Here is a 26,014-nt window from a genome sequence, read left to right on the forward strand (position 1 = left end):
TTACATAGCACGATTGGTTATGTGTCGCCTTTTGAGTTTGAGAGACGATACTATGATAGTTTTAGTGAGTCAGACAAAGCTGCCTGACTCAAGCAATCCACTCTCCGATATAGTCGGGGCGGTTCAAGGTGTTTTATAGTATTGTCCAGATATGATTAAAGCGTTAACGAACTAAATATATAATTATGATACGCTAGCCTATAAGAATAATAATCTAAGGTATTTAAAATATATGATAACTAAAACAAGTAATTTAAAATCCGTTACCCACGCCGTAATCCCAGTCGCAGGGTTTGGCACTCGTATGCTGCCCCTTTCAAAATCTATTCCTAAAGAGCTACTGCCCCTTGGCAATAAGCCCGCCATTCATTATGTGGTAGAAGAAGCCATTGCTGCCGGAATTAAACATATCGTGCTAGTCGGTCATGCGCAAAAAAGTGCGATTGAGAATTATTTTGATGTGAATGCTGAGCTTGATAACCAGCTTAGATCTAAAGGAAAAGAGGCATTGGCGGATAGCCTAAACTGGTTGCCCGATGATGTTTCAATTTCTATGATACGTCAAGGTAGACCGCTAGGGCTTGGTCATGCCGTACTGCAAGCACGTCCCATTGTGGGTAATAACCCTTTTGCCGTATTATTGCCAGATGTGGTATTAAATCCTTTTACCACAGATATGCAACAAGATAATTTAGCATTTATGATGCGTGAGTATGATAATTCAAATCACTCACAAATCTTAGTGAATGAAGTGGCAGATAGTGAGGTTTATAAATATGGCATTGCCAAGCTAAAAGAGGCTGATCATTTAGCACGTATTAATAAAGACGAAAATGCCAGCTTTGGTGTGGCAGGTTTTGTAGAAAAACCGAGCCTAGAAGAAGCCCCCTCTAACTTAGCGGTCGTTGGACGCTATGTGTTTAGTGCCAGTATTTTCGATTACTTAGCTAAAACTAAAGCCTCAGTGGGTGGTGAGATACAGTTAACCGATGCCATTGATGCATTAATTAGTACTGAAGGGGTTAAGGTTACCACCATGCGTGGAGAGAGCTTTGATGCGGGCGATATGACCAGCTATATGCAGGCATTCATCTATTTTGCACAGCAGCAATTGGCTCAAGACCAAGATAACAGCGAAAGTGTCAGTATTCCGGTGTCAAAATAATGAAGACTCAGTTTAAAAATTCTGTTAAGACACCGCTTAATAAATTACCTAATCAGTTGCCAGAGTGGCAAAAATTAGTTGAGTTAGGCGATCGGTCATGGTCGCTTGTTGAGCTGTTTAAACAAGATAACAATCGTGTTCAACAGTTTAGTATATCTGCACAAGGTATTTTTTTTGATTACTCTAAGCAGTGTATTAATAGCGATGTTAAGTCTGGCTTAATCGACCTTGCCAATGCCTGTGAGTTAAAAGCTAAAATTGAGACATTATTCAAAGGGGATAAGATAAACAGAAGCGAAAATCGAGCGGCGTTGCATACAGCTCTACGCTTACCTAAGCATGCAGAGTTGCAGGTCGATGGCCAAGATATTGTCGCTGACGTTCATCACAGCCTAGCAAAAGCGGCACGCATAGTGTCACGTATCCGGAATGGATTATGGCGTGGCTATTCTGGCAAGGCGATTACAGATGTTGTGAATATCGGTGTCGGTGGGTCAGATCTTGGACCTGTCATGGCGACAGCTGCCCTAGATGAATGGAGTGATAGTCGTATTCGAGTGCATTTTGTGTCGAACATGGATGGTACACAACTTGGTAGCCTTCTTGAGCTTTTAAACCCACAAACCACACTATTTATCATTTCTTCCAAATCGTTTGGCACAGTTGACACCTTATCTAATGCACAAACAGCAAAAGCATGGTTGTTATCAACTGGTGTGAGTCAGACGACAATTCTACGTCGTCATTTTATTGGCATCTCGGCTAATTTGGATAAGGTCACTGCTTGGGGAATTCCTGAGGATCATCAGCTACGTCTATGGGAATGGGTAGGGGGTCGTTTTTCTATGTGGTCGGCCATTGGACTTGCCATTGCAGTGCGTATTGGGATGGATAAATTCCATGACATGTTGGCGGGTGCGCATGAGATGGATGAGCACTTTAGAAGGACAGATTTTGAGGATAACTTGCCGGTACTACTTGGGTTGATTGGAGTTTGGAATAGCACCTTTTTAGGTATTAATGCTCATACCGTACTGCCGTATGATGGGCGCTTAAAGTATTTTCCAAGCTATCTTACTCAATTAGAAATGGAGAGCAACGGTAAGTCAGTTACTCAAGATGGTCAACCTGTTGCTTACCCAACATGTCCTATATTATGGGGAGAGATTGGTTCAAACGCTCAGCATGCCTTTTATCAATTACTGCATCAAGGTACGCAAAAAGTATCGTGTGATTTTATTGCCTGTATAAAATATTACGAAGCGTCGGATACAGGTGAGCTAAAGCATCAGCATGCATTATCATTGGCCAATTGTTTGGCACAAAGTCGTGTGCTTGCTTTTGGTAATCAGGCGGTATCAACATTGGAGCCAACTTTAGAGACTCATCTTGATAAGTTTAAACGCTATAGAGGTAATCAGCCTTCAACGACGCTACTGTTAGATGAGCTGACACCAAAAAGCTTTGGTGCATTGATTGCTTTGTACGAGCATAAAGTATTTGTCATGGCCAGTATGTGGAATATTAACCCTTTTGACCAATGGGGTGTAGAGATGGGCAAGCAAGTCGCTAATGAGGTGTTTGCTCATTTAAATTTATCTGATAACAATTTATCTGACAAAAATAGTGCAAAAACTAAAAATAGTGCAAATAGGGATGTGACTATGAATAATCAGGATAACTTGGAAGGCGCAGCTGTATTTGATGGCTCTACTGAGGCATTACTTAACCGAATAAACGCTAATTATACTAATGACTAACGATGGCGTCAGCACGCATTAGGGTATGTTGAACATTCAATTATGTAACTTTATAGCATTTCAATAAAAGCAAATATACGAAATAAAAAAAAGGTATAGAGTCTATGTCTGTCGCACAGAATAAGTTACTGAAACCTTTATCTCCTCCATCTACATCTAAACCACGCTGCGTCATTGTGGGGCACTCAATTTATGCCATCACGACAGCTACTGTGTTAGTGAGTATGGGTCATGCCGTTAGTTTATATGCTGACGAGACAGGACTGGCGCGCACGTTAACAAATTACACTTTTGAGCATCAGCAGCAAGCGCTTTGGCAACTTTATATTAGTCAACAAAAGCTAATAGTAAGCGCAATACCTGAAGATGCCTCTATGCTGTTTAGTCAGAATTTCACACAAGATACGACACCCAGTTTATTTTGGCTATTTTACCCTGAGTTGCCCAATCACTGGCAGGCACAAAAAGATGAGCAACCCGATTGGGTAACCAAGCTAAATCAAAGCCAAGTTTCCGCACAAATACCCGTGGTTTTAAGTGGCATTTCTACGCTTGGTGTCTTTGATAATATTGCTCAGCAGTGTAAAAGACCTTGGGTATATTACGTTCCTTTTGTGTTTATGCAAGACGGGCGTACGTATGACTCTATGCTTACTCCGATGCTATGGTTGATGGGAGAAAAAACGCCAGACTCATTAGATAAAATCCAGACATTACAGCCCTTCATATCCCAAGCCAACCAGAGTTACATATCAGATATTGCGACCATTGAGTTTGCTCGTAGTGCCATAATGAGTATGCTGGCCACTCGTGTCAGCTTTATGAATGAGTGGTCGAGACTGGCAGATCACCAAGGCGTTGATATTACAGAAGTAGCCACAATCATGGGTTTAGACCCGCGTATTGGTAAAAGCTATCTTAAAGCAGGGTGGGGATTTGGTGGCCATACGTTACCCGCTGAACTATCGGCATTAACGGATACATTAGCGAGCACGCAAGTAGAGCATCGATTAATGCAAACTGTGCAAGACATCAACGATGATCAGAAAGAGCTGATATTCCGCAAGTTTTGGCAATACTTTGATGGCATGATAGAGGGGAAATCAGTGTGTATTTGGGGTGCGAGTTATAAGTCAGGTTCAGGGCGTACCTCATCTTCTGCTATCCACCCTCTATTGCGTTTGCTATGGTCTTACAATATAACCACTTATGTCTATGCGGCTGAGGCTCAAATTGAGTTGGTTGGATTGTATCCAGATCAGCCTTTACTAGAGTTTATTGATAAGCCAACAGATAAGTTGAACGAAGTCGATGCGTTATTTTTGATGGCATGGTCTAATGCTCAACACCTACCAATTGCCGCAATAAATGAGGTTGTATTGCCCGTTTTTGATGCGCAAAATGCGTTTAGCAAAGCAGAGATACAGGCGTTGGTAGGGAGCTATACTGGGATTGGACGAGGTAAGTGAGTCGAGTCGCCAGCTGGGCTAAAGCCTAGGTCTACAGCTAAAGTCAGGCTTTTGCTTTTCGCCGAGGGACGAGGCACGGCCATAGTGTCTAAAGAGATACTACCCATCCACTGCATATTTCTCCCTTTTAATGAGTCTCCGATGTTGAGGCTCATTTTTTGTTTTTGACTTTTTTATGTTTTGTTGGTATTAATATTGAACGTTAGGCCAATACAGCGCCTTGACCCTCTAACCATTCTTTTATCTCTGTGATTTTGTCTTCTAGTAACGCCTCATCCCCTTTGGTTTCAATATTAAGTCGAATGAGGGGTTCGGTGTTAGAGGCACGCAAGTTGAAACGCCATTCTCCAAAGTCGAGACTGAGTCCATCGAGTGTGTTTGTACTTGGTGCGGCATGGGCATATTGGTTTTCAATACGGTTGATAATGTCGCCACTACTCACATCGGTCAATCTAAAATTAATCTCGCCTGAGCTAGGATAGGCGCTGATACGCTCATCGACAAGCTGACCAAGAGATTTTCCGGTTGTTGATAGCAGTTCAATGGTTAGCAGCCAAGGTATCATGCCGCTGTCGCAGTAAAAGAAGTCACGAAAGTAGTGGTGTGCGCTCATCTCTCCGCCATAGATAGCGCCTGATTCACGCATAACTTGTTTGATAAACGAGTGCCCCGACTTACTGATAATGGCTTGTCCACCAGCTTCTTGAATAATGGCTTCAGTGTTGTAGAGGACACGAGGGTCATAAACAATACTCTCGCCCTGATGCTTTTGTAAAAATGCTTGTGCCAGCATACCAACGACATAGCTGCCTTCAACAAACTCTCCTCGAGCATCAAACAAAAAGCAGCGATCAAAGTCGCCATCAAAGGCGATACCGAGATCAGCTTGATGGTGGATGATGGCTTGTTTGGTTGATTGACGATTTGCCAAAATCATTGGGTTTGGTATGCCGTTTGGAAAGCCTCCGTCAGGTGTGTGATGCACTTTAATGAGTGTAATGGGTGCGCCGCAATCTGCCAATCGTTGTTCTATCAAGTCAACAACGGGACCTGCGCTACCATTGCCAGAATTGATGACAACTTTTAACGGTGTAAGCTTGTTGGTGTCTATAAAACTCATTAAATGGTCGATATAGGCCGTTTTATCAAGCTTAGAGATGAGGTTGCCTTGTGTACTTGTTTCAGCGAACTGACCTCGTTCAGCAGCCGCTTGAATCTCTGCGAGTCCTGAGTCAGCACTAATGGGTCTTGAGCCTTCACGCACCAGTTTTAATCCATTGTAATTAATGGGGTTATGACTGGCTGTTACTTCAATACCCCCTAATGTATCGTAATGGCTGGTCGCAAAATAAACTTCTTCTGTACCGGCCATGCCTAGGTCGATAACGTCTACGCCTGCATCCAAGATACCTTGTGTGGCTGCTTTTTTAAGGGCTTCGCTAGAGTCTCGAATGTCACAGCCTATGACAATAGCATTTTTAATCGTATCAGCAACTTGGTTAGCGGTTCGCTGTTTAACCAGAATCTGGGCAAATGCTCTACCAATCCGGTAGGCGATGTCTTCATCAAGGTTGACCCCAAGCTGACCGCGAATGTCGTACGCTTTAAAAGAGGTAATTGGTTTGGGCGGAAATACGGTCGTCATCGTTGCAATCCTGTTAGGCTCTAGTTGTGAAGTTATTAATGTTGTGATGTCATAAATATACTATAGAAGTCTTATTCTAACAGTTTAGCGTTAGTTTAACTGACCCCGAAGATATCTCGACTATAAACCTTATCTTTCACATCGGTTAATTCATCATGCCAACGGTTTGCAATAATTAAGTCGTTGTTTTGTTTGAAAGTCGTCAAATTGTTATCCACATCACAACCTTCAAAGCTGGCTTCTTTTAATGCAGGCTCATAAACTGAGATGGTAATACCGTGTTGTTTTAGAATTTGCAGAATATCAAGGACGGCAGAATCTCGGAAATTATCGGCATCTTTTTTCATGCTCAGTCGATAGATACCGACGCTATTTGGGTTTTTATCAATAATTTGCCGAGCAATAAAGCGTTTGCGCGTATTGTTTGCATCAATAATAGCGTGGATTAGATTGGCGGGAATCCCTTTATAGTTTGCTTTTAGCTGCTGAGTGTCTTTAGGTAGGCAATAACCCCCATAACCAAAAGAGGGGTTGTTATAATGTTGGCCAATGCGTGGATCAAGTCCTACCCCTGTGATGATAGACTGGCTATCTAAGTTGTACTTTTCTGCAAAGCTATCGAGTTCATTAAAAAAGGCAATGCGAGTTGCCAGATAGCTATTGGCAAACAACTTAACTGCTTCTGCTTCAGTAGGGGTCATTAACAACTGCTCAATAGTTTCCTCTTGACTGGCTTGTTGGTAAAGTTTCATCAAGGCGGTAGCGTCGTTTTTTTGTTCAGGGGTGCAGCCTAATATGATACGAGAAGGATGCAGGTTATCGTACAACGCCTGACCTTCACGCAGAAACTCTGGCATAAACATAATATTGTTGTCAAACTGCTGATGCATAGTTTGAGTAAAGCCAATGGGAATGGTTGATTTAATGACGATTGGCACACTGCTGTTTTGTGCTCTAACCGCTTTAATGCTAGTTTGCACTGAGCTGGTATCAAACTCGCCTGAAGCGACATCATAATTTGTGGGCGTTGCAATGATGACTAAATCACAGTTTGTATAGATTTTTGAGGCATCATTTGTCACATTAAGATTCAGCTGCTTATTTGCTAAAAAATTGCAAATGTCGTTATCTTTTAAGGGTGATTGACGCTGTTGGAGTAAGTTAACTTTATGAGTGTCTATATCGAATAAAGTAACATTGGTATTAAGGCTAGATTGCGCTAATAAGATAGCGTTTGATAAACCAACATAGCCCGCCCCAATGATCACAATGCGTGATAACGAAGGTTGTGGATTTAATTGAGAATCTGATTGCCGCTTTAAGTTAGGGTTTTTAATATCATTCATATCTATCATAGTTATCTTCTTATTCAATGTATTCAATCTGATTCAAATAATGCACATCGCGCCTACAAGTCTCAAAATGATACACATTAACCATGACAAATTTATAACAGCTCAGGTTGTAGATCAAAAAAGCAATAAATTGATCTGCAAAATCACTTATAGTTAAGGTAATTTAAAACAGTGACAAGGTTAATCTAGTTGGCTGCGGCTGCTTGAATAACTAAGCCCGTTACTGGCTAGGCTAATTGGCTTGCGGATACTTTAGATTACTTTGACAATATCTAAATGATAAAAGGGAGGGGTAAATGTCAGATATTCAAAGACAATATTTAGACCAAGCATACGAATCGCAAGAGCCGCATAAGGTTACTGTGCCGAAACCTGTACAGGGTAAGCCAAGACCCACTAATGATTTAAATGACTTATTAGCCCTTATGGCAAGGTTAAGAGCTGATTGTCCTTGGGATATAAAGCAGACCAACTATAGCTTAATCCCTTATGCCATCGAAGAATCGTATGAGCTGGCTGAGGCAGTGCAGTCTGGTGATATTGAAGACATTAAAGGCGAGCTTGGCGATGTGCTACTACAGGTGGTATTCCACTGTCAACTCTATGCAGAACAAGGCCTATTTGATTTAGGCGATGTGGTTAATCTGTTGCAAAAAAAATTGATAAGGCGCCATCCTCACGTGTTTGAATCCGATAAGCTAGCTGATGAACAGGGGGTTAAACAACGTTGGGACGAAATTAAGGCCGAGGAGGATGCTGAACGAGAAAGTCGAGGCAAACCCCAACGTCGCTTAGACAAAGTAAAAGGCGGTTCCGCGCTCATGCAGTCGCAAAGCATTCAGAAAGCGGCTAGTAAGATGGGCTTTGATTGGGGAGGGGTTGAGGGCGCCTTAGAAAAACTAGAAGAAGAGATAGCGGAATTAAAAGTGGCCATCAAACAAAAAGATGAGGCAAGAAGTACAGAACAAGAAGACAAGCTGCATATCGAACTAGAAAAGGAAATGGGCGACTGTTTTTTTGGGCTGGTTAATGTGGCTCGAAAGTTAAACCTAGATGCTGAGGCGGCAACACTAACCTGCGTGCATAAATTTAAATCTCGCTTTGGTTTTATTGAAGCAGAGCTTGCGAAGCGGGGATTAACACCAGAACAAAGCACATTAGATGACATGGATGCCTTGTGGGACTTGGCGAAAAAATATGAATAGGTCAGGTATTTTTGTCATTCTCTTATTACAAAGTTTGGTTATGCAGCCCGTACACGCCCAGCAATGCTTTAATGACGCCAAAGCAGCCTATAACTATCTGATAGGCGAAGAGCAGAGTGACAAAAAATACAGTAAAGATGCAGCGGTGTTTATGATTAATATTAATACCGCCACTGAAAGTGAATTGACGACTCTAAAAGGTATTGGCAGTAGCAAGGCTAAAGATATCATTCTTTACCGAGAGGGGCTAGGCTACTTTAGAGGTGTGGATGAGCTGACTAAGGTAAAAGGAATTGGCAAAAAAACGGTTGAAAACAATCGTTCCAGACTTACTGTTCAATAAGCTATAATCAGAGAGCTTTAAAGTCGTTACAAGGCAACCGAGTTTGGATGGTGCTTTTGTCCAGCAAACGAGGTCAAAACCGTAGCGTTTTATAAGTGCGCCGATTATAAGTTAATCAGTGCAAACAGTTTTGTATAATTCATCTTGAGTCTCTAACGGCATCCAAACCAGCTTGTCTTTAGCGATTTGTGCTTGTTGCGGTTCGGAAGTGTTATTTGTATTATCTGCTGCTATTGCTTGCTTAGACGATGTTTCACTAACGCCGATTAAATCGGCATGTTGTTGCTTTGAGCAGTTAATAAGCTGTGGAACGATTTTGGTACTTAGTCGTCTCTCAAATAGATAAATATTGACTCGTTTGATGCTATCAGCGGCAAGTTCAGGTATGTTGTTAAATTCATTACTCACATTCTGGCCGTTATTTACTGCCATAAAACGTATAGTCTGAGGTTTTATATAACTCCACGGGCGAAACCATTCACTGCCTTTTACCATTTTTACGACAGTCACTTGTTCAGGCAGTCTGTTAGTCTGTTGTTCTTGCCAGTTATATTCCTGATGAATTTGAAAGCCTAACATCCCTAAACCAGCAAAAACGGGGATCAACCATCTCGGGGTGGTTATACCCGCCAGTTTACTCAAGTGACGAATAATTAAAGCCAGTCCTGCCATGGCAAAACCTGCACTGATGGTTGCTATAAACTCATAAATCATGTGGGTCCATCCTAGCTCTTATTTATGCCAATCATAGTACACCTATTGCACTAGGCCTTAAAATGTCGTTATTTGATAACTTATTCTGATTTTGAAAACAAACCTCACTTAAGTTTTTAGCGCTATACATAAGTGAGGTTTATTTACTACAAAGTTGAGTCTATTCAACAGAGCCTAAATTTGAAAAAAAATAAGCCAGAATTTCTGGCTTATTCATTAATAAACAGACTGTGAATAACTTAATGGTTAGTGATCAACCGCACCGCCAGCACCATGAGGCGTACGTACGCTTTCCACGAGCTCTTGAATATGAGCAGGAGGAGGCGCAGTCACTGAAGATACAGCAAATGCTACTACAAAGTTAATCAATGCTCCAATAGCACCAAATGATAGTGGCGAGATACCTAATAACCAGTATTCAGCAGTATCAGGGAAGTTCGCTGTGCCACTGACAAAGAACCAGCCTTTGAATACAAAGATGTAAACAAGGGTAGTAATTAAACCAGCGAGCATACCTGCGATAGCCCCAATGCTGTTGATACGCTTTGAAAATATACCCATCATTAAGGCTGGGAATAGTGATGCACCTGCGATACCAAAGGCTAAAGCAACAACCTGAGCCGCGAAACCTGGTGGATTTAAGCCAAGATACGTTGCGATAATAATGGCGACGGCCATCGAGATACGCGCAGCCAATAACTCGCCTTTATCTGAGATGTTAGGATTAAGATTACGCTTAATTAAATCATGACTAATGGCTGAAGATATTGCCAGTAATAGACCTGCTGCGGTAGATAACGCTGCGGCAAGACCACCCGCTGCAATAAGGCCGATAACCCATGGTGGAAGCTGTGCAATTTCTGGATTAGCAAGTACCATGATGTCTTTGTTTACATCAAGCTCATTTCCTTCCCATCCAGCATTATTAAACTTACCATCAAGTATTTCGCCTTGAGCAACTTTAGCAGCTTCAACAGCGGCTTGAGCAGCAGCAACATCGCCACCATCAGTTTCAGCAGCAGCCAACGCCAACTGTGCTTCACGAAGGCCACCATCGTTATACATCTGAATACGGCCATCACCGTTAAAGTCGTTGTACTTAATTAGACCCGTTTCTTCCCAAGTTTGCATCCAGCTTGGACGCTGGTCATAGGGAAGTGGCGCTTCTGCAGTACCGTTAGGATAGACCGTATCGATAAGGTTTAAACGCGCCATAGACCCTACTGCTGGTGCAGTAAAGTATAATAGTGCAATAAACACGAGTGCCCAACCTGCAGACCAACGAGCGTCAGCTACTTTAGGGACAGTGAAAAAACGGATGATAACATGAGGCAGACCAGCTGTACCAATCATTAGAGATAAGGTAAACAGAACCATGTTTAATTTATTAGGAACATCTGCTGTGTAAGCTGTAAAACCTAATTCTTGAACGACTTGATCAAGCTTAGCCAGTAAAGGAAGCCCTGACTCAGTATGCGTTGAGAACATACCTAAACCTGGAATCGGGTTGCCGGTTAACTCAAGGGAGATGAATACAGCAGGGACAGTATAAGCAATAATTAGTACCACATACTGTGCGACCTGTGTATAGGTAATACCTTTCATACCACCCAGTACTGCATAGAAGAATACAACAACGGCAGCAATAATCAGGCCGGTGGTATTGTCAACTTCTAAAAAGCGTGAGAAAGCAACGCCTGCCCCCGTCATCTGACCAATAACATATGTAGTGGATGCCACAATCAAACACACAACCGCAACAAGCGCTGCGGTTTTGGAGTAGAATCGATCGCCAATAAAGTCGGGTACTGTAAATTTACCAAATTTACGTAAGTAAGGTGCTAGTAGCAGAGCAAGTAGTACATAGCCGCCCGTCCAACCCATTAGGTAAGTAGACGCACCGTAACCACCAGCAGCTAGCAAGCCTGCCATTGAGATAAAAGATGCGGCACTCATCCAGTCAGCACCGGTAGCCATACCATTTACGATAGGATGGACCCCACCCCCAGCGACATAAAACTCTTTAGTTGATCCAGCACGAGCCCAAATGGCAATACCGAAGTAAAGTACAAATGACGCACCAACGAACAAAATATTAATTAAAAACTGACTCATGCGTCTATTCCTCTTCTACGCCAAATTGCTTATCTAGCTTGTTCATTCGCCAAGCGTAGAAAAAGATGATAGCCATAAAGGTTGCAATTGAACCTTGCTGGGCAAACCAAAAACCAAGGTCAACTCCAGCAAACTGGATACCGGCGAGTAGAGGTCGGAATAATATTGCAAATCCGTAAGGTACGATTGCCCATACGGTTAAACATATTAAGATAAGACGCACATTGGCTTTCCAATAGCCTGAGGCATCACGAGAATTACTCATGAGACAAACTCCTTTTGTCATGTAAATGGGTGACAAGCAAAATTTAAAACCATATGTTTACAATTAGTAATCCAATGTTAAGGTTTTTACACTTAAAACATCGGCAATGTAACTTTTAGTATTTTTTTCAATACATACTGTAGTTTACAGTCGCAATTAAATGATAGCAAGGGACAAATCAAACACTATCAGAAATTTAATCAATTAGACTTAACTATTGATATTAAAGGTAAATTCATAAAAGGTTCTTTTTAGCATTTCTACGGTTGTGTTTCGATCTAGATTTTCTTTACAATTCCCCTTTATTTTTGTGGTGTTACAAGTATTTGTGGTGTTACAAGTAAATATATATACATATGGTACCTGTCTAAAAACCGTGAGTTATTTACTTCATAAGAACCATATACTTACCTCATCATTATTTTATTTTTACTTTTTAATTATATGAACTATAAAATTATCAAATAGTATGAGGGTATAAGTTAATATTCAGTATAGTCAGCGAACTACTAAACGGTTACAGCGTTAACCTCGTTAAGCCTACTCCAGTAGTACTTGCACTCGGTTGCCTTGTAACCATTTTAGACTTCTCTGACTATAGTTGAATCTAAATAATAAAAAGTCTCCCTAAAGCCCTAAAGGAGCTAACCCCCATAAGTCGTGTCCAACTTATGGGGGTCAGCTTATCAATAGAGCAGGAGGATTTGTAACGAATGATCCAGGTTAATCAAAACCATTACATATTTGGATAGTTAGGTCCGCCACCGCCTTCAGGAGTAACCCAAGTTATATTTTGGGAAGGGTCTTTAATATCACAGGTTTTACAATGCACACAATTCTGGGCATTAATCACAAACTTAGCACCTTCTGCATCTTTCACTACCTCATATACACCTGCAGGACAGTAGCGTTGAGCAGGCTCAGCATAGATAGGTAAGTTGACGCTAATTGGCACAGTTGGATCTGTCAGCTTCAAATGGTTGGGCTGATCTTCAGCATGGTTAGTATTAGAGACAAACACTGAAGATAGCTTATCAAAAGTTAATTTACCATCTGGTTTTGGGTAATCTGGTTGATACGTTTGGCTGGCTTTGTCTAAAGCGTCATAATCTGGCTTATTATCATGAAGGGTTAATGGCATTTTACCACCAAGCAAGTTGTGCTCGATAAAAGTAAATGCGCCTCCCATAAATAGCCCCATACGGTGGATAGCAGGGGAGAAGTTACGGGCAGACTTGTTGTCCTCATATAACCATGACTCTTTATAAAGTTTACTATAACTTTCAACTTCATCATGCTGACGGCCAGCCTGTAGTGCTGAAAAAATCGCTTCAGCAGCTAACATGCCTGATTTCATTGAGGTGTGGGTGCCTTTGATTTTAGCAGGGTTTAAGAATCCAGCATCATCCCCTACCAATACACCACCTGGAAAAGTCAGCTTAGGCAGTGAGTTTAGACCGCCTTTAGTGAGCGCACGTGCACCATAAGAGATACGCTTTCCGCCTTCTAACACTTGTCTAATAACAGGATGAGTTTTTAAGCGCTGCATTTCGTCAAACGGCGAAACATAAGGATTGTGATAGGATAAATCGACAACCAAACCGAAGCTGACTTGGTTATTCTCATCGTGGTATAACCACCAACCTCCCGTAGAGCCTGTTTCAGTTAATGGCCAACCAAGACCATGCATGACAACACCTTGCTCATGTTTGCTTGGGTCAACTTCCCAAAGCTCTTTTAAGCCAATACCATAATGCTGTGGATCACTGTCTTTATCTAAAGCAAAGCGGCTGATTAAACGCTTGCCTAGATGACCACGACAACCTTCTGCAAAGATAGTATATTTAGCCAATAGCTCATAGCCTGGCTCATAACTTGGCTTATGTGACCCATCTGCAGCCACCCCCATATCGCCTGTTAATACACCACGTACGGAACCATCATCTCTGTATAAGATATCTGACGCACTAAAGCCTGGGAACATCATGACCTCAAGCTCTTCTGCTTGTTCAGCAAGCCAGCGCACCACGTTACCTAATGATACGATGTAGTTACCATGGTTATGCATAGGCTTAGGAACAAAGGCATCAGGAACCTTCATGGAGCGGGTAGCAGAGTTTAAATAATAAATACGGTCTTCTGTAGCAGGTACATTAAGTGGTGCCCCTTTTTCTTTCCAATCAGGGATAAGCTCATTAAGTGCACGTGGCTCAATAACGGCACCCGATAACGTATGCGCACCAAATTCGGAGCCTTTTTCGACCACACAGACCATAAATTCGTCGTTGCCAGCTTCAAGAGCAAGTTGACGAAGCCGAATGGCTGCTGAAAGTCCAGCGGGGCCACCCCCAACAATGACAACATCAAACTCCATTGATTCACGTTCTACCTGTTCATCTTGCATTTCAGACTCCTTATAGCTGGCTCAATAATGCCACGACCACAGCTAATAAGTGGTCGTAAATTATGTTAATTTCTTGCTAGCGAAAATTTAGTATGACGCTATTAAAATATATCTAATAGTGGAAATAAGTAATAGTAGCAACTATCATCAGACAGATATGAACAATACTTATCATGACATTAGCTGGCTTAAATATAGAACTTAATATAAAAAAAGGCTTGCAGTTAGTTACCTATTATAAAATAAAAGTTGGATAAAGACGACACGATTTGTGACTAGGCCGTGATAAAGTAGTAAAAGTCGTCTGTTTTCCCAAGTTTATGCAGAATTCACATCAGGAGATAATAGCAATGACAAACTCTAAGTCAAAACCACCGATGTCTAACCTTAGTTTAGACTCAATTTCAGAATATATTAAACAAGAGACTAGCGAGCGCCGTGGTCGAGCTATTCCGCCATTAGATAAGTGGCACCCTGAAAACTGCGGTAACATGGATTTGATCATTAAAGCAAATGGGGAATGGTGGCATGAGGGTAGTAGAATTACTCGGCAATCATTAATAGATTTATTCTCGACCGTCCTATGGCCTGAACATCCTGAAGATAGTGGCAAATCGACTGAGTATTATCTTAAAACTCCCGTTGAAAAAATTCGTATTACCGTAGAAGATGTTCCGTTTTTAGTCAATCAAGTGAATGTTGTTGAAAAAAATGAGGTTCAAATGATTGAGTTTATAACCAGTACGGGTGATATCGTATATCTAGATGACGACCACCCGCTTGAAATGAGTACCTATCAAGGCGAGGACAGACCTTATATTGAGGTGCGCTTTGGTATGAAAGCACTTATTTCACGTAATGTGTTAATGCATCTTATTAAATTGGGCGAGCTTAGTGAGCAAAAAGGTAGAACCGCGCTGACCTTGCAAAGTGGTGAAAAAAAATACGAGATATCGGTTCCTAGTTAGTTGGTAATATTATAGAGTCTCGTATCATAAAATAACTTGACCTACTCAAGGTAACTGTGAACTCTAAATTCCTTTATACAGTGTTTTTAAAAACAGGTCTTTACAAATAGGACTTTAAAAACAGGTCTTTAACAATAGGAATTCAAAAAATTACCATGAGTAGTCGGCCAAAAATTCAAATTAAATTAGGTTTTGTGACAGTGAGACAGCCTTAATGTTAGGAAAGACATCGACTAAATCAATCACGCCTTCCGGCTCTTATGATATCGATCAAAATGATGAGCAGTTGGTAGAGGATCGTGCTGTCAGTCTAGCCCCGAGTGTTTTAAGTATAGATTCGAGTGAAGCACCCATAGGTTTATTTGATTCAGGAGTGGGTGGCTTGTCGGTATATACGCATCTAAAACAGGTGTTGCCAAATGAGTCCTATATTTATTATGCTGATTTGCTCAATGTACCTTATGGCGCGCGCTCAAGTGAAGAGATAACACATTTGACTGTCACTGCAGTCGATTGGCTGGTAGCTGCTGGATGTAAATTAATTGTTATCGCTTGTAATAGTGCGTCTGCCCATGCATTGGACGTGATTCGCAGCAGATATCCTGATTTACCCATTGTGGGGTTAGTCCCTGCATTAAAGCCAGCGGTGCTGAACAGTAAAAGTAAAAATGTGGCGGTTTTAGCCACTAAAGCGACCCTTGAAGGTGCTTTACTTAATGATGTTATTAGGGATTACGCCATGCCCGCTGAAGTAAATGTCATTAAATGTTTTAATCCAAACCTTGTGCCTTGGGTTGAGTCGGGCATGCGGGTAGACAGTGATGCTGCTCATGAGCTTAAGGCACAGTTGCATGAGTTTTCTCGACAACAAGTCGATCATTTAGTGTTAGGGTGTACCCACTATCCTTTTTTTCAAGAATTTATTATGGAAGAGGTCGCCGCTCATAACCTTGGGATATCTATTGTCGATTCTGGAGCGGCCATTGCCAGCCGTGTCAAAGAAATATTGTCAGCAAGGCAAATGTTTGCTCAATGCTCTAGTCAGCCTTCTAATACTCCTGTGGTTTCTACTCATAAATCTAACTGCCCATTAGATCAGCTTTATGATGATCTTTATATTGGCATTGTAGATAGTAGCGATAGCTTAAAGGTAGAGGGCACTAATATAGAGGCCTCAAAGGTGATAGATGACTCAAAAATAAGGGGTCAGATACCTGCTAGTGCCAAGTTGGCATTTGTTACGACATCTATAAAAGGGGATTTTGCTGCTACTTCGCAAATGGTTAAACGGTTAGTAGGCGGTCAGTTTTGATAGTGTTGTTTGGGGTTTATGCTGGATATACAAATCATTAATATAAAGTATACGTGTTCAGATTGTGAAGGCTAATATCATCCAGTAGACTTTAATATTGAATACAGACTTAGATATATCAATGTATATCGTATATCAGTCAATATCAACGAAAGAGAGGCAAACATTCCAATTTGAATAGTTTTTTTTAAACTCTAAAATTATTTATACTGCTGTTTTGATTACGCCTAAATGGTCGAAGTGTTAGATATAAAAAATTAATCATTGTGTTCTATTTTGAGGAAAACAACATGAGCAACCCTAAAGATGATAAGTTGAAAGTTGAGTTAAATAAACTTGAAGAGACAATGCATGAGGCAGATAAACCTCATACATTAGAAGAGCAGATAGCAGATATGAAGCGCCGCGGTATTGATCCTAAAGAGGCCTATAAAAAATGGGACGACGATAAAGAGGATGACTGGGGAGATGAAACTTGGAAAGAAAATGGTAAATGGGAACCAAAATCCCCTGCTGACTTAGATAAAAAAGCGCAAGAAAAGTGGGATGGAGAAAACGGAAAGCCAAACCCACCGCCTATCGTCTAAAATTTCTATTTAATGTGTAAATATAAACCGTAAAGTAATAAAGCCATGCATATTGCATGGCTTTATTATTTTTTACTATTTAAACCCGCTATAGTAAGAGGTGTATTCTGAGGCAATTAAATACGGTACGCGGCGACCAACCCTAGATGATACATATAGTATATCAAGGGAGATCGACATCGTCACTCTTGATCTTGCCTTTGGCCATATGTGAATCATTTATAGCATAAAGCTTACAGACTATACTGCCCCTAATATGAAATTAAGTATGTTTTAGGATTATTTACCATTATCAATACGAACTAAACGAACGTTGCCATTGGCATCAGCCACACGGCGATAACCATCTTGCTTTTCGATAAGCTGGGCAATGCTGTCATTTGACTGACTAATCTGCGAGTTTTGCTGATTGTAGGTTTGCTGCTGTGACCGCATTGGCTGTTGATAAGGTCGATTGCTGTTTTGCCCTTGATTACCCATAATCAACTGATAGAATTTTTGACCAGCATGCCCGTCAGCTGGGAATACGCCCTTAGTGGTCTGATATTGCTGGATAGCGGTACGCGTGTTATCGCCGATAATACCATCTACATCACCGATATCGTAGCCTGCATTTAAAAGTGCCTGCTGAATTTCTTTAGCTTGGCGACGGCTAATACCAGGGTCATCAGTTGGCCAAGCGTTAACAAAGTCAGTCTTGCTGCTGTCTTCTTTAGCAATTAAGTCTGACAAATGCGCAATCGCTAACGCATAGTTTTCAGACGCATTGTAAGAATAAAACGTATCAAAGTTTTTACCCACTAAAAACGCAGGACCCTCCATACCTGCAGGCAATAACAAACCTGCACGATCTAAGTCGTAAGGTAGAGGGCGGCCATCTGCAAGTGTAAAACCTTTGTCACGCCAGTAGCTCATTGATTTTTTGTTTTTACGGCTATTTGAACCCCAAAAACCTGATGGCATTTTAACTTCGTAACCCCAAGGTTCGCCAGTACGGTACCCGCGTTTTTTGAGGAAGTTGGCCGTGGATGCCAGCGCATCTGGCTTACTATTTACCAAGTCTCGGCGACCATCTCCATCAAAGTCTACTGCTAAGTCTAAAAATGTACCGGGCATAAACTGAGTTTGTCCAAAGGCCCCTGCCCAAGAACCTGTCATGTCGCTTGGGGCGATATCCCCATTTTGAACAATTTTTAGCGCATTGGCGAATTCGCCACGGAAGTATGTTTGGCGACGGTCAAAGCAAGATAATGTAGCTAGAGATTTGAATAAGTCATTTTTGCCCAAAGTTTGCCCGAAGTTTGATTCGACACCCCATACGCCTAAAACATGTTCGGCCTTAACGCCATAACGTGACTCAATGCGTCGCAAGGTGTCTGCCATTTCATGCTTAGCACGAATGCCATCTTCAACTCTTTCTTTATCTACTAAAACGGACAAGTAATCCCACACGTCTTTTTGGAATTCTGGTTGGTAATTGAGGGACTGGATAACACTAGGATCAGGTTCAGTTGGGCGGTAGGTATTAAAGGTAAAGCTATCAACGCCTCGAAACTGTCTAGACCCTTTTAGTCCGTCTAAACACTGCTGAAAATGTGCGTTTGATAAATTTTGGGCGGGAGGTCTGCCGGCATGAGCACAGGTGGCAACCATTGAAAAGCCAATGGCAGCAGTTAAAACACAGTAGGTCTTTGCGTGTTGCATGATGATTGTCCTTTTGTCTGTTATAAGTTGTCTGTTATAAGTCAATTATTATGAAGTTTACGAACATTGCAATATAGGTAATAAAGCGGGTGTTATTATCTGGGTCATTATGTGGGTAAAAAGGCAACGCAGTTCATACCCTTTTTAACTCATTATTACGTTTTAAAACGTATACTGGTTCAAACGGTCTGATTATTTCTCAAGTTGTGCTAATGAGAATATTGTAAGTTGACATCTTTAAAATAGCCACAACATAAACATCAGTCACAATATGAATCATTAAGAGTTAATTAACTAAGATCCAACTACTAAACTAAATATCTGAGTTAAAGCCAAATAGATAAGGGTAACCAAATTGACTTATAAATAAAAGCGAATGATCGATTTGGTTACGATAATATGACGTGGCAATAGGTTAAGTGTGAGATCAGCAATAACAGGCTGATGTCAGTAGTTCGACTTTCTTGCTGATCGCAGATAGTTTTTTATGAAATAGGTTATTGAATTATAAAATAAGTTATCGAATTATTAAATCAGCTATCAAATAAATGTAGGTAAGCCTTACTAAAAATCAATATCGTCAAAATAGGGCAGGTGGACTACTTCATCATGGCCATGCCACGTAACCAGCTCCAATGACCGTGCTATAATCTAAATGTTTAATCTTTCATAGTTAGTCGTCCTTTAAGCAGCATTATTTAGCTAGTAGGATTTAGGCCATACTATGATACATTTTATTCGTAGTTAAATTTTTTATTATAGCTCTCGATTTAACCATGCTGTGAAAAACCATACTGTGAAGAACTATGCTGTAAAAAACCATGATATAAAAAACCATGTTATAAAAAAGTGTTGAGTTATGATTGTGTCATTATGCGAGATAGGATGACGTCATGAACATAGCAGTTTACCTGCTCGTGATTCATTGAAATGAACCTAACAAAAGTCATTGTTGCCAATACTCAAAATGAGGCTGGGCATATAACCTAAAAGTATAAAATAAGATGATTACAATAATAGGAACAGGCGTCGCCGGATTAACTTGTGCTGATATGCTGATTGATGCTGGACAAGAGGTAAGCGTTATCACAGCCAGTAAAGGTGTGGATGAGAGTTTATGCTCGTGGTGGGCAGGTGGTATGCTTGCTCCTTATTGTGAAATGGAATCAGCTGAGCCGTTGGTTGGCGAGTTATCTGATGTTTCGATGCAGTACTGGCAGTCATTTTGTGAGAATAATGAGGGCTGCGACTACGCCGCAAATGGAACGCTGGTTATTTCGCCAAACCGTGACCAAAATATGCTGACTCACTTTGCACAGCGTACCGAGCAGTGGCGAAAGATAGATGCCAATGAGCTTCATAGTTTAGAGCCTATATTACATCAACATCGTGATGCGCTGTTTTATCCAACCGAAGCACATATTGAGCCGCGGCAAGTGTTACGTGCGCTGTGGAGAAAAATCAAGGCTAATGCTGAAGTGATAGCAGATACTACGCTTAGTGATACGGAGATAAAAGAGCTGGCTAAAAAAGCAAATCAGCAGGGAGGCTGGTTGCTGGACTGTCGAGGTTATAGTGCACGTTCCGATTTGCCTGACTTACGAGGCGTACGCGGAGAGATGTTGCATCTTTATAACCCAGAGCTTGAATTATCTCGCCCTGTGCGCTTACTGCACCCTCGTATCCCAATTTATCTTGTGCCCCGTGCTAACAGTCAGTTCATGTTGGGTGCAACCATGATTGAAAGTGCTTCACGGGAGCGTGCCTCAGTGAGGTCGGTTTTGGAGCTGTTGTCAGCAGTTTATGCGGTTAACCCTGCATTTTCACAGTCGGAAATTGTTGAGATTGGCGTTGATGTTCGTCCTGCCTATCCTGACAATCTACCAAAAATTATAAAACAAGGTAGGCATTTGCTGGTTAATGGTATGTATCGCCACGGGTACTTGCTGTCTCCAGCCTTCGCCAAAATTGTTAGCGATTTTATCATTTACCAACAAAAAAGCTCTTTAATTTATGATGACTATTCAATTTAACGGAACACCCATTCAAACCGAAGCCAACACGCTGCTAGAGGTGTTATTGGAGCAAGGTTTTGAGGCAAACAGCCATGTTGCTACGGCAGTTAATGGCAAGTTTATCGCCAAAGCATCTCGAGAGTGCCAGCCTATTAGTGACGGCGACCAAGTCGAAGTTGTTGCACCCATGCAAGGAGGTTAGCATGCAAGCCAATGGTAATGGTCAAGCTGACGCAGAAAACGATGTATTAAAGCTGTATGACCTTAGTTTAGACAGCCGTCTATTATTGGGTACGGCGCAATACCCCTCACCTAAAATACTCAGCGATGCCATTGCCATGTCTGGTACTCAGATGATTACGGTATCGGTCAGACGAGAAGCCGGTGCCGACGGGGCAGGGCAACAGTTTTGGAACCTCATAAAACAAACAAATGCCCATATCTTGCCCAACACGGCAGGCTGTCGTACTGTGCAAGAAGCGGTAACCACGGCACATATGGCACGTGAGTTATTTAATACCCCGCGTATTAAGCTCGAGCTGATTGGCAATGAAGATACCTTGCAGCCCAATGTTTTTGCGTTAGTCGAGGCTGCGAAAATACTCAGCGATGACGGCTTTCAAGTGCTCCCTTACACCACTGACGATTTAATCGTGGCAGAAAAGTTATTACAAGCTGGGTGTGAGGTGCTCATGCCATGGGGTGCTCCGATTGGTAGTGGTCAAGGCCTACAAAACCCCAAAGCTTTGCAGACTTTGCGGGCGTATTTCCCAGATGTCCCTTTAATTATTGATGCTGGTATTGGTTTGCCCTCTCAAGCTTGCCAAGCGATGGAAATGGGCTATGATGCCGTTCTGCTCAATACAGCAGTGGCTAAATCTGGTAATCCCATTACCATGGCAACTGCCTTTGCCAGTGCAATCACATCAGGCAGGCAGGCTTACCAATCAACACCAATTTTGCCTCGCGATATGGCAAGTCCTTCTACCCCCATTATTGGTACGCCATTTTGGTTTAATGAGTTTGAAGAATAAAGTGATGAGTATTGCCCCTCAGCTCAAGCCCGATAGCCCAATTTTAAATGGCATAAAAAATAGTGCCAATGTTGCTGATAATTTAGAGCGCTACCAACGTCAAATGATGGTATCGCAACTAGGTATACAAGGGCAAACAAAGCTGATAACAAGCCATGTGGCTATTGTCGGTATGGGCGGCCTGGGTTGTCCCGCCAGCATTTTTTTGGCGGGGGCAGGCGTGGGAAAGCTTACCTTAATTGATCATGATAGCGTTAGCTTAACCAATTTACATCGTCAAGTGTTGTATCGTGAAAGTGATGTAGGACTATTAAAGGTTGATGCTGCTCATCGCACCCTGACAGAGCTAAATAGTGACATTGATGTTGTTAAACATGCGCAAAGAATTAATGCGGATAATATAACAGCATTATTATCAGATGCCGAAATAATAGTGGATGCGACAGACAACTTTGCCATAAGCTATATGCTCAGTGATTACTGTATACAGCATAGCAAACCATTAATATCAGCGTCGGTTATGGGCGTAACAGGTTATGTGGGTGTGTTTTGCCATTCAACCTTGCCGTCAACTGTATTGAATTCATCTAAAAGCGAGGGCTCGGCTTGCCCAAGTATGCGAGCGGTGTTTCCTAATCCACCCCCTGTTGGTCAAGATTGTAACAGTGTCGGCGTGATTGGTACGGCAGCAGGCATTATGGGAACGCTACAAGCGCAAGAAGTCATAAAGGTCATTTTAGGCGATGAGCAACAGCTTGCAGGGCGGCTATTAAGCATGGATTTATGGCGCTATCGCCAAACCATTATTGATTTCACTGGTGCGCCAGAGCCTGATAATTATGTGCGTATTATTGCTGAAGCGGACATCCATAAATCGCAAAACAAACATCATAATAAGCAGAGCAGTCAAGACTGGGTAGTTGATGTGCGTAGCCTTGCTGAAGTTGAACAGTCGCCCAAGTTTTGCCATCAGCATTTGCCAGTAAGTGAGGTGCTCATGCACCCAGAACAGCTAAAACAACTCCCCAAAGATAAACGCTTGGTATTTACTTGTATGAGTGGTCAGCGGGCGTTAATGGTGGCGGATAGCTCCTTACAATCGGGCTTTGATAACGTGGCGGTTTGGTTGTGATGGTTTTTTATCACTTTTCCTAAAACTTGCCTAAGTTTAGTCCCTTATTCAGGGTAATAGGCTTTGAAGGTAGGAAGACAAACCATGAAGTTTAAAAGTTACGCTTAACGTGCTATGGTAACTTTGATAAAGCAGACAGATCTAAAATTCTAAAGTTAGTTACTTATATTCTATCAGCGATAACCTTTAGGTAAGTTTTAAGAGAGTAGTGTTTAAATTTTCTCAAATATCAAAAACCAAACCACCCCTTAACCCTATTCCAAATCGTCAAACTGGGGGTAGCATTGGCAGAATCATTAATGTTGGGAAAAGCCGCTTCCAACTTTGCACAAGTGGGATATTTCTCTTGTAGCTTCCTGAGATAATATGCCTCATCATTATCCATAAAGCCATCTAACAGACCCACACCTGTAGGGTCATCATGACGACAACTCTCGTTTTCTCTATTCCATCCGTAGTGTTTGGTCACAGGCTCGCTAACAGAAATAATATTGTTATTGCAGGTTAAAAGTGCAAAATTTTCAATGGTATAAATATTTTTATCGTCTCCACCATTGGCATCATATGCTAGACCTATGATCAAACTGTCATCATGCAGGCGGTCTAACGGTAGTCTGGTTTGCCAACCATCGATTGATTGAAATAAAGACAACCAGTTAAAGGGACGAAAGACAAACTTAGACTTATCCACTGTTAATATGGGGAAGGTTGTTTGATGATCGGGTATTGAAGAGATAGATTGAGTATCTGACGTATTTAGTCTACCTATAAACACATCATGAGGCGATGCAGGTAAGCAGGCTTGTGCGATAGAGCTTAGTGAAAGTAGGGCGATACCGACTGTCGAGGGTAACAACGAATGTGTGTTATTGGTTGTAGGCTTCATTATATGTATTGCGCTGTATTTTGACAGACATATTATGCACCTCTCCAGCCTCTAAGGTCACCACATCCAAATGGGTATTGGCCGTCTCAATACACAACATACGCTGATAGTCATCTTCGGCAAACTGAGACACTTTTTTTGCGGTCTCAATCCAAGGGTTCCAAACAACCGTGCTATTGCTACCTTCGGCATGAAGATGATAAGTCTGCGCTGGCGTGTTTAAAGTAATATCCGGAGCGCTGTGATAAATACGATCTACCTCGCTTGCAAATGTGATATTACCTTCCTGAGTCTTGGTATGCCAGTGATCTAAGGTATCGCTATAAGGTATGCCACCAAAGCCAGTAATCGACGTTTGCTTAATATCTTCAGTCGGCAGATAAGTATGCAATGCCTGAGAAAAGTGAACCGTATCATCACTATTATTTTGAGTAATCAAGGTAATGGCAAAGCCTTGCTGACTAAAATTAAACTGCACTTTTAAATCAAGATGTGGGGTAATTGTGGCAGACTGTTGCAAATTCAAAATCAGCTGTGAAGTCTCCCCCAGTGTTTCAAGAATTGCGCTTTTATCGGTTTCGTCTTTAATACCTGTTGTGTTAATCCTAACCGATGGCTGAAAGCTATCAAGCATAAAGGGCAGCACACGGGCATAACCGTGTTGAGTTAAGTCGAGGAGGCAGTGTTTAAAGCTATCTATTACAGCTTGTGGATTGGCATTAAATTGCCCAAAGACGGGCCAACATATAGGCACACCGCCCCGAACTGACTCACCCTGTTTATATTCGGCTTTGTTACTGACCCATAACCAGTTGTCTGGAGAATTTATGGAGCAACTTGTATTCCTAACTTCAGCGTCATCCTTTAAGCCGTCCTCTAACCCGTCCTCATCAACTTTATTATTAGAAAAATGAATCAGCTGAGCACCTTGCAATAACACCACAGCTCGATAGTCCTTACCCGTTATAGTGACTGTGTCAAGCTCATCTATTTTATGGTGATGCAGTTGTACATTGGGAAGGGATGTTTGGGTAGCCATACAACCTCTTTTAAGTAGGTATTAAGGAGTTTGATTAAGTACTTAGTCTTAGCGTCTAGTAGTTTGCAAGTATAGTGGTTTATAAGTTTAGCGGCTTGTGAATTTAGTGGTTAAAACCCAAGCAATATTTAAATAGGGTCTACCTTTCGTAGTGAGCGCTGGCGCTTGCTGTTCTTCTGCTATGTCTATGGTATAGCTGTCTGCATAATACGAATGTATCTTGGCCTTAGTGATAAAAAAGGGCGGACCAGATATTTTGTCATATTTATCTTCAAACTCATCCCCCAAACCAAAGGTTAATAATAACTGATCTGCACATTTCGTTATAGACATTAAATGCTGGGTATACCGTACTCGTAGCGAATGATTGTTCAAAGCGTCCGCACCATCATCAGGCAGAGCGACTAGCGCCGCTCGATCATAAATAGCATCGACCTGACCGATATCTTGAGCCGTCAATTTAAAAATATCAGCCACCCAGATAGTAATGGTTTCACCCCCATAGCTTCCCTTATAAATTTTGATATCAGGATGTTTGGGATGTTGGGTAATAGACGAAACAATGGCATTTTCTTCAAAAAACTCAACCACCGCCGTTTCAATTAGCTCAACACCCACAACATCATAGCCTTGCTCTGCCAGCCAAACCATATCAATACTTTTGCCGCACAATGGCACGAAAACTCGGCTCTTAGGCGCAAGGTTAAGCGTTGAAAAGTGTTTAGTAAGTAGTGAATTTGGCTCCGATTGATTAAAGCCTATTTGTTTACTTTGCCATTTATCTTGCCAAAAGTCAGGAGTCATATTGGGGCTCTTATTAAATTGGTATAAGGTTTAAGGGTATTAAACGATTCTTTTTAATTGTACCGAATTTTGATAAGTATAGGGCTAATTTTA

The 26,014-nt window shown here is 41.6% G+C and carries 23 protein-coding genes; 12 read left to right on the top strand and 11 right to left on the bottom strand.

Going from position 1 to position 26,014, the window contains the following annotated elements:
* Window positions 1-232: 232 nt before the first annotated feature.
* From AC2SLL_RS09910 to AC2SLL_RS09920, 3 genes are all read left to right on the top strand, one after another.
* On the top strand, window positions 233-1,165 hold the full coding sequence (locus AC2SLL_RS09910) for a UTP--glucose-1-phosphate uridylyltransferase (protein WP_486531532.1): 933 nt from the start codon (window positions 233-235) through the stop codon (window positions 1,163-1,165).
* 56 nt (window positions 1,166-1,221) lie between these two features.
* Window positions 1,222-2,925 (top strand): glucose-6-phosphate isomerase, encoded by a 1,704-nt coding sequence (pgi, locus tag AC2SLL_RS09915; protein WP_486531611.1) that lies wholly within the window; start codon window positions 1,222-1,224, stop codon window positions 2,923-2,925.
* A 104-nt stretch (window positions 2,926-3,029) separates the two neighbouring features.
* Window positions 3,030-4,394 (top strand): UDP-glucose/GDP-mannose dehydrogenase family protein, encoded by a 1,365-nt coding sequence (locus AC2SLL_RS09920; protein WP_486531533.1) that lies wholly within the window; start codon window positions 3,030-3,032, stop codon window positions 4,392-4,394.
* On the opposite strand, the gene AC2SLL_RS09925 is transcribed toward AC2SLL_RS09920, so the two are convergent.
* The 3 genes from AC2SLL_RS09925 to AC2SLL_RS09935 form a co-directional block, all read right to left on the bottom strand.
* On the bottom strand, window positions 4,367-4,549 hold the full coding sequence (locus AC2SLL_RS09925) for a hypothetical protein (RefSeq protein WP_486531534.1): 183 nt from the start codon (window positions 4,547-4,549) through the stop codon (window positions 4,367-4,369). The genes AC2SLL_RS09920 and AC2SLL_RS09925 overlap by 28 nt on opposite strands.
* A gap of 47 nt (window positions 4,550-4,596) precedes the next feature.
* Window positions 4,597-6,039, bottom strand: coding sequence for a phosphohexomutase domain-containing protein (locus AC2SLL_RS09930; RefSeq protein WP_486531535.1), 1,443 nt, complete (start codon window positions 6,037-6,039; stop codon window positions 4,597-4,599).
* A gap of 95 nt (window positions 6,040-6,134) precedes the next feature.
* The gene (locus tag AC2SLL_RS09935) at window positions 6,135-7,394 is read right to left on the bottom strand and encodes a nucleotide sugar dehydrogenase (RefSeq protein WP_486531536.1); all 1,260 of its coding nucleotides are present in this window, start codon (window positions 7,392-7,394) and stop codon (window positions 6,135-6,137) included.
* A 296-nt stretch (window positions 7,395-7,690) separates the two neighbouring features.
* On the opposite strand from AC2SLL_RS09935, the gene mazG reads away from it, so the two are divergent.
* Window positions 7,691-8,599, top strand: a complete 909-nt coding sequence (gene mazG / locus AC2SLL_RS09940; protein WP_486531537.1) for a nucleoside triphosphate pyrophosphohydrolase — start codon at window positions 7,691-7,693, stop codon at window positions 8,597-8,599.
* Window positions 8,592-8,942 (top strand): ComEA family DNA-binding protein, encoded by a 351-nt coding sequence (locus AC2SLL_RS09945; RefSeq protein ID WP_486531539.1) that lies wholly within the window; start codon window positions 8,592-8,594, stop codon window positions 8,940-8,942. Before mazG ends, AC2SLL_RS09945 begins: the two co-directional genes overlap by 8 nt.
* A 111-nt stretch (window positions 8,943-9,053) precedes the next feature.
* On the opposite strand, the gene AC2SLL_RS09950 is transcribed toward AC2SLL_RS09945, so the two are convergent.
* The 4 genes from AC2SLL_RS09950 to AC2SLL_RS09965 form a co-directional block, all read right to left on the bottom strand.
* Window positions 9,054-9,656, bottom strand: coding sequence for a hypothetical protein (locus AC2SLL_RS09950; RefSeq protein WP_486531540.1), 603 nt, complete (start codon window positions 9,654-9,656; stop codon window positions 9,054-9,056).
* 246 nt (window positions 9,657-9,902) lie between these two features.
* A complete protein-coding gene (locus tag AC2SLL_RS09955) occupies window positions 9,903-11,771 on the bottom strand; it encodes a sodium:solute symporter family protein (RefSeq protein ID WP_486531541.1) in 1,869 nt (622 codons plus the stop codon).
* 4 nt (window positions 11,772-11,775) lie between these two features.
* Window positions 11,776-12,036 (bottom strand): DUF4212 domain-containing protein, encoded by a 261-nt coding sequence (locus AC2SLL_RS09960; RefSeq protein WP_486531542.1) that lies wholly within the window; start codon window positions 12,034-12,036, stop codon window positions 11,776-11,778.
* A gap of 736 nt (window positions 12,037-12,772) precedes the next feature.
* Window positions 12,773-14,440, bottom strand: coding sequence for an electron transfer flavoprotein-ubiquinone oxidoreductase (locus AC2SLL_RS09965; protein WP_486531543.1), 1,668 nt, complete (start codon window positions 14,438-14,440; stop codon window positions 12,773-12,775).
* A gap of 320 nt (window positions 14,441-14,760) precedes the next feature.
* On the opposite strand from AC2SLL_RS09965, the gene AC2SLL_RS09970 reads away from it, so the two are divergent.
* From AC2SLL_RS09970 to AC2SLL_RS09980, 3 genes are all read left to right on the top strand, one after another.
* A complete protein-coding gene (locus AC2SLL_RS09970; RefSeq protein WP_486531544.1) occupies window positions 14,761-15,408 on the top strand; it encodes a DUF1285 domain-containing protein in 648 nt (215 codons plus the stop codon).
* Between the two features lie 214 nt (window positions 15,409-15,622).
* The gene (gene murI / locus AC2SLL_RS09975) at window positions 15,623-16,720 is read left to right on the top strand and encodes a glutamate racemase (protein ID WP_486531545.1); all 1,098 of its coding nucleotides are present in this window, start codon (window positions 15,623-15,625) and stop codon (window positions 16,718-16,720) included.
* A gap of 290 nt (window positions 16,721-17,010) precedes the next feature.
* Complete coding sequence (locus tag AC2SLL_RS09980; protein ID WP_486531546.1) at window positions 17,011-17,307, top strand: hypothetical protein; 297 nt, start codon at window positions 17,011-17,013, stop codon at window positions 17,305-17,307.
* 279 nt (window positions 17,308-17,586) lie between these two features.
* On the opposite strand, the gene AC2SLL_RS09985 is transcribed toward AC2SLL_RS09980, so the two are convergent.
* Complete coding sequence (locus tag AC2SLL_RS09985) at window positions 17,587-18,960, bottom strand: lytic murein transglycosylase (RefSeq protein ID WP_486531612.1); 1,374 nt, start codon at window positions 18,958-18,960, stop codon at window positions 17,587-17,589.
* Between the two features lie 1,055 nt (window positions 18,961-20,015).
* Here AC2SLL_RS09985 and AC2SLL_RS09990 point away from each other — a divergent pair.
* From AC2SLL_RS09990 to AC2SLL_RS10005, 4 genes are read left to right on the top strand one after another with little or no spacing between them, the layout of a single operon-like run.
* Complete coding sequence (locus AC2SLL_RS09990; RefSeq protein WP_486531547.1) at window positions 20,016-21,044, top strand: FAD-dependent oxidoreductase; 1,029 nt, start codon at window positions 20,016-20,018, stop codon at window positions 21,042-21,044.
* Window positions 21,025-21,228 (top strand): sulfur carrier protein ThiS, encoded by a 204-nt coding sequence (thiS, locus tag AC2SLL_RS09995; protein ID WP_486531548.1) that lies wholly within the window; start codon window positions 21,025-21,027, stop codon window positions 21,226-21,228. Before AC2SLL_RS09990 ends, thiS begins: the two co-directional genes overlap by 20 nt.
* A 1-nt stretch (window position 21,229) precedes the next feature.
* Complete coding sequence (locus AC2SLL_RS10000) at window positions 21,230-22,060, top strand: thiazole synthase (protein ID WP_486531549.1); 831 nt, start codon at window positions 21,230-21,232, stop codon at window positions 22,058-22,060.
* Window positions 22,061-22,064: 4 nt separating this feature from the next.
* Window positions 22,065-23,192 carry a ThiF family adenylyltransferase gene (locus tag AC2SLL_RS10005; RefSeq protein WP_486531550.1) on the top strand — a complete coding sequence of 376 codons (1,128 nt, stop codon included), beginning with the start codon at window positions 22,065-22,067 and terminating at the stop codon, window positions 23,190-23,192.
* Window positions 23,193-23,421: 229 nt separating this feature from the next.
* Here the strand turns inward: AC2SLL_RS10005 and AC2SLL_RS10010 are convergent, their stop codons facing one another.
* The 3 genes from AC2SLL_RS10010 to AC2SLL_RS10020 form a co-directional block, all read right to left on the bottom strand.
* Window positions 23,422-24,078: a hypothetical protein gene (locus AC2SLL_RS10010; protein ID WP_486531551.1), complete on the bottom strand. Its 657-nt coding sequence runs from the start codon at window positions 24,076-24,078 to the stop codon at window positions 23,422-23,424.
* Complete coding sequence (locus AC2SLL_RS10015; RefSeq protein ID WP_486531552.1) at window positions 24,059-25,117, bottom strand: D-hexose-6-phosphate mutarotase; 1,059 nt, start codon at window positions 25,115-25,117, stop codon at window positions 24,059-24,061. Before AC2SLL_RS10015 ends, AC2SLL_RS10010 begins: the two co-directional genes overlap by 20 nt.
* An 87-nt stretch (window positions 25,118-25,204) precedes the next feature.
* A complete protein-coding gene (locus AC2SLL_RS10020) occupies window positions 25,205-25,921 on the bottom strand; it encodes a class I SAM-dependent methyltransferase (RefSeq protein ID WP_486531553.1) in 717 nt (238 codons plus the stop codon).
* Window positions 25,922-26,014 lie beyond the last annotated feature (93 nt).

The organism is Psychrobacter sp. CX97 (assembly GCF_057396285.1).